Raw genomic sequence first — 7,044 nt, 5'->3', positions numbered from 1 at the left:
GGCGGTAGCTTGCGCGGCAAGACCATCGCGGTGCTCGGCCTGACCTTCAAGCCCGACACCGACGACATGCGCGATGCCCCGTCGATCCCGCTGGTCACCGGCCTTCTCGACATGGGCGCGAAGGTAAAGGCCTTCGATCCCGTTGGCATGGAGCAGGCCAGGAGCGAGCTGCCGAACATCACCTATTGCGAAGATGCTTACGCGTGCGCGCAGGGCGCCGATGCGCTCGTCATTGTCACCGAATGGGTGCAGTTCCGCGCGCTCGATCTCGACCGGCTGAAGGCGACCATGGCGCAGCCCGTCGTCGTCGACCTCCGCAACATCTATCGTCCCGAAGAGATGGCTGCGGCCGGTTTCACTTACGAGAGCGTCGGGCGCTCGCCCCAGGCCTGACAAGTCATGCGGAACTGATGATCGCCCGCCTCGCGGGCGAGGCGGGCGAAATCGTTTCCGATGCGATATGATCCGGTCGCGGCTGCCGCCATGGAGACTGTCATGACCGACGATACACACACGATTCGCTGCGGCGGACTCACCGCGACCATCAAGGCGCATGGCGCCGAGATGTGCTCGCTCAGGCACAAGGACGGCACCGAATTCGTCTGGCAGGCAGGTCCGGCCTGGACGCGCCATGCGCCGCTGCTGTTTCCGATCGTCGGGCGTCTTGCCGATGACGAAATGCGGCATCGGGGCGAGACCTACCGGATGACCCAGCACGGCTTTGCGCGCGACAGCCGGTTTGCGTGGACGGAGCGCGGCGAGAGCAGGTGCTCGCTCGTGCTCGAAGACAGCGAGGCCACGCGCGCGCTCTATCCGTTCGCGTTTCGGCTGACGGCGGCCTATGCGCTCGATGAATCCGGTCTCGATCTCTCGCTCACAATCGTCAACACTGGCGGCGAGACATTGCCGGTGTCGCTCGGAGGCCATCCTGCTTTCAACTGGCCGCTTCAGGCCGGCGTGCCGAAGGAGAGCTACGCGCTGACATTCACGCACGAGGAGCCGTCTCCGGTTCGCCGTGTCGAGGGCGGGCTCCTGCTTGCGGCAACGGATCCGAGCCCGGTGCGAGGCACTGTGCTTCCTCTGTCGGAATCCCTGTTCACCAACGACGCCGTCATCCTCGATCCCGTCAACAGCCGCGCCGTTCGCTATGCCGCCACCAATGGCGCCGGTCCCTGGCTCAAGATGTCCTGGCGCGGCTTTCGCGAGCTCGGTGTCTGGTCGAAACCATCGGGCGCGCCGTTCCTTTGCATCGAACCCTGGCGCGGCTACGCCAGCCCCAAAGACTTCGACGGCGAATTCAGCGACAAGCCGGGCCTGATGCAGATCGCTCCCGCGGCGGAGGAGCGGTTGTCGTTCCGCATCGAGGTGGGAACGTCTTAAGCGCTCACACCTCGATCCGCGTGAGATCCTCGCCGATGATGACAGGACCCGAATAGTCCTTCTGAACGTCGGCGAGCAGCGCGTTCAGCATGGCGTCGTCGGTGCGCGGCCTGTGGTGGGTCAGCGCCAGCTTCTTGACGCCGGCCTTGGCCGCGATCTTGCCGACGGTGTCGCCGCAGGCGATCGTGTATTTCGCAAGCCGGCGGAAATGCTCGTTGTTGATCTCAGGCGTTGCCAGAAAGCAGACCTGGACCAGCAGGTCGGCGCCCTCGGCCAGCCGCTCGAGACCGGGGCAGGGGACTGTGTCGCCGGAAATCGCGATGACCTTGCCTTCCGCCTCGAAGCGGTAGCCGAGGCACATCCAGCGCGCGAGGAACGCCGGCGACATGTCGAGGCCGTCGCCATGCGAGACGAGCTCGGCGCTGATCTTCCAGCGCCCGGTGTCGAGAATGGGACCCGGAATGATGTCCGTCGCGACCACCGGCTTCCAGCCGCCGAAGGTCGGCTCGCCCTGATCGCGCCAGGCGATGTCCTTGTCGTAGACTTGCGTCACCAGCGTATTGACCAGCCGTTCGGTGTCGGGCGGCCCGAAGATGCGCAGCTCATCCTTGCGCCCATGCATCCATGAATTCAGCATCACATCGTAGAGGTCGCCGATATGATCGAAATGGTGATGGGTGAGGAACACCGTGTTGATGGTGCCGAGCGGCACGCCCGCCTTGCTGAGCTGCACCATGACGCCGCGGCCGGCATCGAACAGGATGTTCTCCTCGCCGAGCCTGATCAGCGTGGTCGTCGCCGTGCGGCGCGGGTCCGGCCGCGGGCCGCCGGTGCCGAGCAGAATGACTTCCATGGCGCCTCCTCCCGTGCGAAGCCGGCCGATCCGATCAGACTAGGGTCGAAGGCGGCCGCCAGGCAAGCCGCGCCGACTTGCGCGGCGGAACGCTCGGTTCAATTCGGATTCGGATCAGCGGAATCATGGGTGCCCGCCACGTCGGAAGATTCTTGAAGTATCGATGCGCTCAGTGAGAAGTGTGGGACAATTCATAGTAAATGGTTCAGGACCGTGACCTATATTGTTTGGGCGACGCAACGCGCCTAGTATTCCGGCATGCAATTCGGGGGCTCGAATAGGCCGTGAATGTCCGTTCACAAGACAGCGCATCACGCGGCGATCTGAATTTGTCCACCGGGTCGCAGGGACACAGGATATCCAACATCGTGGCTGATTCCGCGCTTCGGGAACTGCGGCCCATCGGACGCGAGCGGCTGATCGTCGTGGAAGACGATCCCGTGACGCGAACGATGCTGGTCGGTTACTTCAGCGAGAACAATTTCGACGTGGTCGGCGCCGGCACCTGCGCGGAATGCCGCCAGGCGCTGCGCGCGCGCACCGACCTCGTCTTCCTCGACGTGCAGTTGCCCGACGGCGACGGCTTCGAGCTCGCCAAGGAGATCCAGGCGACCAGCAACGCCGGCATCATCTTCGTGACCCGTAGAGACACCGACGTCGATCGCATCCTCGGCCTCGAGATCGCCGGCGATCATTACGTTACCAAGCCGATCAATCTGCGCGATCTGCTGGCGCGTGCGCGCAGCGTGCTGCGGCGTCGCTCGATCGATCGCAAGGCCGCACGCAACCACAATTCGATCGCCTTCGGCGACTGGATCATCGACCTGACGCGGCGCGAGCTGCTCGGCAGCGACGGCAAGCCGGTGGCATTGACGCGCGCCGAGTTCGACCTGCTCGCCGCGCTGGTCGGCGCGGACGGACGGCCGCTGAGCCGCGACTACCTGATCGAGGTCGTCAGCAACCGCCAGGCCGAGGTCGACATCCGCACCGTCGATGCGCTGGTGGCGCGGCTGCGCCGCAAGCTCGTCGGCAGCGGCACGCCCGTCATCGCCACCGTCACCGGTGTCGGCTACAAGCTCGCGCTCAGCGAACGGCTCTAGCTCGGTCCGCGGTCGCGTGCCTATCGCGCGCGCGAGCTCTGGTCCGTCGATGTCCTTTGGGTGCCGCCGGCGAGCTGGTCGTCGACCGCGTAGAGCGTGCAGGTCGGCGACCATTTCATGCAGGCCGCCAGCGAATCGCGTCGCGCGTCGTCCACGGTGTCGCGCCCCGAGCGCCAGCCGTAACCGCCATTGGGGGACACGGCAAAAGCCTTGTGCGGCGTGGTGCTGGCGAGATAGCGCGAGAACTCGGCTTTGGCCGCGTCGTTGAGCTGGCCCGGCGGCGGCAGCGGATCGGGCGCGCTCAGCATGTCGTGGGCGAGCCCGCGCTCGCGCAGGAAGGCGTCGAGATAGGGCGTCCATTGCGGGCGGGCCACCACGGAATAGAGATAATGGCCGTCATCGCTGTAAGGCGGCGCCGTGACGAACTTGGCGTTGCCGCCGCCGGCACGGAATCCGTCGTAAAAACGTCGCGCCAGGGCGGGGCCGAAATAGGAATCGTTGGCCGCATAGACCCACAGCATCGGCACGCGTGAGGTCTTGCCGAAGCTGGCAAAGGCCTGCACCAGCCCATCCTCGTTGCAGACGTCGTCATCGTCGCGCGAGCCGCGACCGCCGGCAAAGCTGATCGCGGCGACGAGGCCGGCCGGGGCCTGCGCGGTCAGCGCCACGGTGGCGAGCCCGCCGGCGGAATGTCCGGCCGCGATCATGCCTGACGTGGTGACATCGGGCCGCCGTGCCATCGCATCGATCGCGGCGCGCAAGTCGGCGACCGCAACGGCTGCCGCCGGCAGATAGGCCGCATTGGCACAGCCGCCGACGCTGTCGATGCGCCCGCCGGGCGAGGTGCCGTAGCCGCGCCGCATCACGATCAGCGCGGCAAAACCGCGCCGGGCATATTCCAGCGCAATGCCATAATATTTGTGCGCCGACATCGTCGCGCGGTCGTCGAAGCTGCGCGGCGAGCCGTGGCTCAGCAGCGCCAGCGGATAGCGCTTGGTCCCGGTGGGGCGGACCAGAAACGCCTCCAGCCCCTGCGGTCCGGCCTCCGCCATCGGGATCCGCAAATCCTCGGTGTAGAACTCCGCGGCGTTTGCGCGAGCCGCAGCCCCCGCGAGGGCGAGCAGAATGAGCACGGGCAGATGCCAGCGCGCCAAGTCCATGGGGGGATGATTCTCCGTGGCCGCGAGAATCATATCAGAATCGCAGGTCCCGGCGAGCGGACGTTGTTCGGATCGGCCTGGAGCCCTCAGGACCCGAAGGGCCGCGTGAGCGCTGCAGCGCTCGAACAACGCGCTTGGCGTCCGCGCCAAGTGTTCATTTCAGCGTCTGAAGATAGGCGATGACGTTGGCCCGATCGGTGGGGCTCGGCAGTCCCTTGAAGAACATCTTGACGCCGTGGACGTCGCCGCGGGGGTCGGCGAGGTAGGCGTCCAGAGCGGTTGACGTCCAGGGCTCCTTGTTGGCCTTCATGGCATCAGAATAGGCGAAGTCGGGAACGGCGGCGGGCTTGCGGCCGACGACATTCCAGAGGCTCGGGCCGACCTTGTTCACCCCGATCACCGCCGCGTGGCAGTTCTCGCAGGTTCGCTGGAAGACGGCCTTGCCCGCGGCCGAATCGCCATCGGCGGCGGAGGCCGGCCGCGGGGGCAAAGACGACGCCACCAGGGCCAGCATGAGCGCGAAGATCAGACGTCCAGTCATCTTGAGTCCACTCCCTCAAGGGATCAGCAAGGGGATCAGCAGGCCAATCCTGCGAATCCCGACTTTCCTTGATCAAACGGAGAGCAGCGTGCCCACGCGGGGCGGCAGCGTCTTTGTCCTGCATCAACCGAGACCCGGGACCAAAGTACGAGGAGCGCTATGCGTCATCGCCATGGATCATCCGGTGCCCGGTCGGCGTTGTCGGTCGATCGTTGACCGGAGGACGACGTCGGCCGGTCCGGTAAGCGGCTTGGCGATGCGCCGGCCGATGGTATGGTGTTCTAGGCTGTCGTTTGAAGGTACGGAGAGTTGAAGTGGCAGAAGTCGATCCCGCGGCGGGTAAGCCGGTTGCGCCGAGCGCGCTTGCCAATGTTCCAAGGCTGGTGACGGCCTATTTCGCCAACAAGCCGGACGCATCGGATCCGGTGCAACGGGTGGCGTTCGGGACATCAGGCCATCGCGGCACCTCGTTCAAGAACACCTTCAACGAGGGGCACATCCTCGCGACCACGCAGGCCATCTGCGACTACAGGAAAGAGAAGGGACTGACCGGCCCGCTCTTCATCGGCATCGACACCCACGCGCTGGCCGAGCCGGCGCTGGCGAGCGCGGTCGAGGTGTTCGCGGCGAACGGCGTCGAAATCATGATCGACAAGGACCACGGCTACACGCCGACGCCCGTCATCTCGCACGCGATCCTCACCTACAACAAGGGCCGCACTGGCGGCCTCGCCGACGGCGTGGTCGTCACGCCCTCGCACAATCCCCCCGAGGACGGCGGCTACAAATACAATCCGCCGCATGGTGGCCCGGCCGACACCGACGCGACCTCCGTGGTCGAGAAGCGCGCCAACGCCTATCTCGCCGACGGCCTCAAGGGCGTGAAGCGCATCGACTATGCCAGGGCGCTGAAATCGTCGACCGTCCACGCCTACGATTACATCACGCCTTACGTCGCCGATCTCGGCAATGTCGTCGATCTCGAGCTGGTCAAATCCGCCGGCATCAATATCGGCATCGATCCGCTCGGCGGCGCGGCCGTGCACTACTGGCATCCGATCATTGAGCGCTATGGCCTGAAGGCCACCGTCGTCAACGAGGCGATCGACCCGACCTTCCGCTTCATGACGGTGGACTGGGACGGCAAGATCCGCATGGATTGCTCCTCGCCTTACGCGATGGCGAGCCTGATCGCGATGCGCGACCGCTTCGACGTCGCCTTTGCCAACGACACCGACGCCGACCGCCATGGCATCGTCACGCGCACCGGCGGCCTGATGAATCCGAACCATTATCTGGCGACCGCGATCTCCTATCTGTTCGCGCACCGCCCGAACTGGGGCAGAGATGCTGCGATCGGCAAGACCGTGGTGTCGAGCTCGATCATCGATCGCGTCGCCAAGAAGCTCGGCCGCAAGCTGGTCGAGACGCCGGTCGGCTTCAAATGGTTCGTCGACGGGCTCCTCACCGGCAGCTTCGGCTTCGGCGGCGAGGAGAGTGCAGGGGCCTCGTTCCTGCGCCGCGACGGCTCGGTGTGGACCACCGACAAGGACGGCGTCATCCTCGGCCTGCTCGCCGCCGAGATCATGGCGAAGACCGGCCGTGATCCGAGCCAGTTGTTCGGCGATCTCACCGCCGAGTTCGGCGTGCCGCATTACGCGCGCATCGACGTCGCCGCGACCGGACCGCAGAAGAACATCCTGAAATCCGTGACGCCCGAACAGCTCGGCCTCAAGGATCTCGCCGGCGACCCCGTCCGCTCAACGCTGAGCAAAGCGCCCGGCAACGGCCAGCCGTTCGGCGGCATCAAGGTCGAAACCGATTTCGGCTGGTTCGCGGCACGGCCGTCGGGGACGGAGGATGTGTACAAGATCTATGCGGAAAGTTTCCGCAGCACCGATCATCTGAAGCGGATTCAGCAGGAAGCGCAGGCCGGGCTCGCGAAGGTGTTTGGGGCGTAGCTCTCGCTCAGGCGACAGTGCGCTCCCTCTCCCGCTTGCGGGGGAGGGC

7 protein-coding genes are annotated in these 7,044 nt (G+C 65.7%); 4 read left to right on the top strand and 3 right to left on the bottom strand.

Features of this window, described 5'->3' with window-relative positions; translation table 11 throughout:
- Positions 1–393 (top strand): UDP binding domain-containing protein (locus tag JQ587_RS32720; protein WP_283815706.1); only part of this gene is annotated, 393 nt, incomplete at its 5' end.
- A 102-nt stretch (positions 394–495) separates the two neighbouring features.
- Positions 496–1,380, top strand: coding sequence for an aldose 1-epimerase family protein (locus JQ587_RS32715; RefSeq protein ID WP_212428089.1), 885 nt, complete (start codon positions 496–498; stop codon positions 1,378–1,380).
- Positions 1,381–1,384: 4 nt separating this feature from the next.
- Here JQ587_RS32715 and JQ587_RS32710 read toward each other — a convergent pair whose 3' ends face one another.
- The gene (locus JQ587_RS32710; RefSeq protein WP_212428088.1) at positions 1,385–2,233 is read right to left on the bottom strand and encodes an MBL fold metallo-hydrolase; all 849 of its coding nucleotides are present in this window, start codon (positions 2,231–2,233) and stop codon (positions 1,385–1,387) included.
- 284 nt (positions 2,234–2,517) lie between these two features.
- On the opposite strand from JQ587_RS32710, the gene JQ587_RS32705 reads away from it, so the two are divergent.
- Positions 2,518–3,333, top strand: coding sequence for a winged helix-turn-helix domain-containing protein (locus tag JQ587_RS32705; protein WP_212297445.1), 816 nt, complete (start codon positions 2,518–2,520; stop codon positions 3,331–3,333).
- Between the two features lie 20 nt (positions 3,334–3,353).
- Here JQ587_RS32705 and JQ587_RS32700 read toward each other — a convergent pair whose 3' ends face one another.
- Both JQ587_RS32700 and JQ587_RS32695 read right to left on the bottom strand, forming a co-directional pair.
- Positions 3,354–4,493 carry an alpha/beta hydrolase family protein gene (locus JQ587_RS32700; RefSeq protein ID WP_212428087.1) on the bottom strand — a complete coding sequence of 380 codons (1,140 nt, stop codon included), beginning with the start codon at positions 4,491–4,493 and terminating at the stop codon, positions 3,354–3,356.
- Between the two features lie 154 nt (positions 4,494–4,647).
- Positions 4,648–5,034 carry a c-type cytochrome gene (locus tag JQ587_RS32695; RefSeq protein ID WP_212428086.1) on the bottom strand — a complete coding sequence of 129 codons (387 nt, stop codon included), beginning with the start codon at positions 5,032–5,034 and terminating at the stop codon, positions 4,648–4,650.
- A 314-nt stretch (positions 5,035–5,348) separates the two neighbouring features.
- Between JQ587_RS32695 and pgm the strand changes: the two genes are divergently transcribed.
- The gene (gene pgm, locus JQ587_RS32690) at positions 5,349–6,995 is read left to right on the top strand and encodes a phosphoglucomutase (alpha-D-glucose-1,6-bisphosphate-dependent) (protein WP_212428085.1); all 1,647 of its coding nucleotides are present in this window, start codon (positions 5,349–5,351) and stop codon (positions 6,993–6,995) included.
- Positions 6,996–7,044: the final 49 nt, after the last annotated feature.

The sequence above is a fragment of the Bradyrhizobium manausense genome, from assembly GCF_018130615.1.
GTDB classification, from domain to species: domain Bacteria; phylum Pseudomonadota; class Alphaproteobacteria; order Rhizobiales; family Xanthobacteraceae; genus Bradyrhizobium; species Bradyrhizobium manausense_A.
Note: the sequence above shows the minus strand (reverse complement) of the source record. Positions and strands in the feature narration are given on the sequence as shown.

What these genes read in the sequence shown, in the direction of transcription:
- JQ587_RS32700 (WP_212428087.1), bottom strand. Translation starts at nt 4,493, where the DNA reads ATGGACTTGGCGCGCTGGCATCTGCCCGTGCTCATTCTGCTCGCCCTC.
- JQ587_RS32695 (WP_212428086.1), bottom strand. Translation starts at nt 5,034, where the DNA reads ATGACTGGACGTCTGATCTTCGCGCTCATGCTGGCCCTGGTGGCGTCG.
- JQ587_RS32715 (WP_212428089.1), top strand. Translation starts at nt 496, where the DNA reads ATGACCGACGATACACACACGATTCGCTGCGGCGGACTCACCGCGACC.
- JQ587_RS32710 (WP_212428088.1), bottom strand. Translation starts at nt 2,233, where the DNA reads ATGGAAGTCATTCTGCTCGGCACCGGCGGCCCGCGGCCGGACCCGCGC.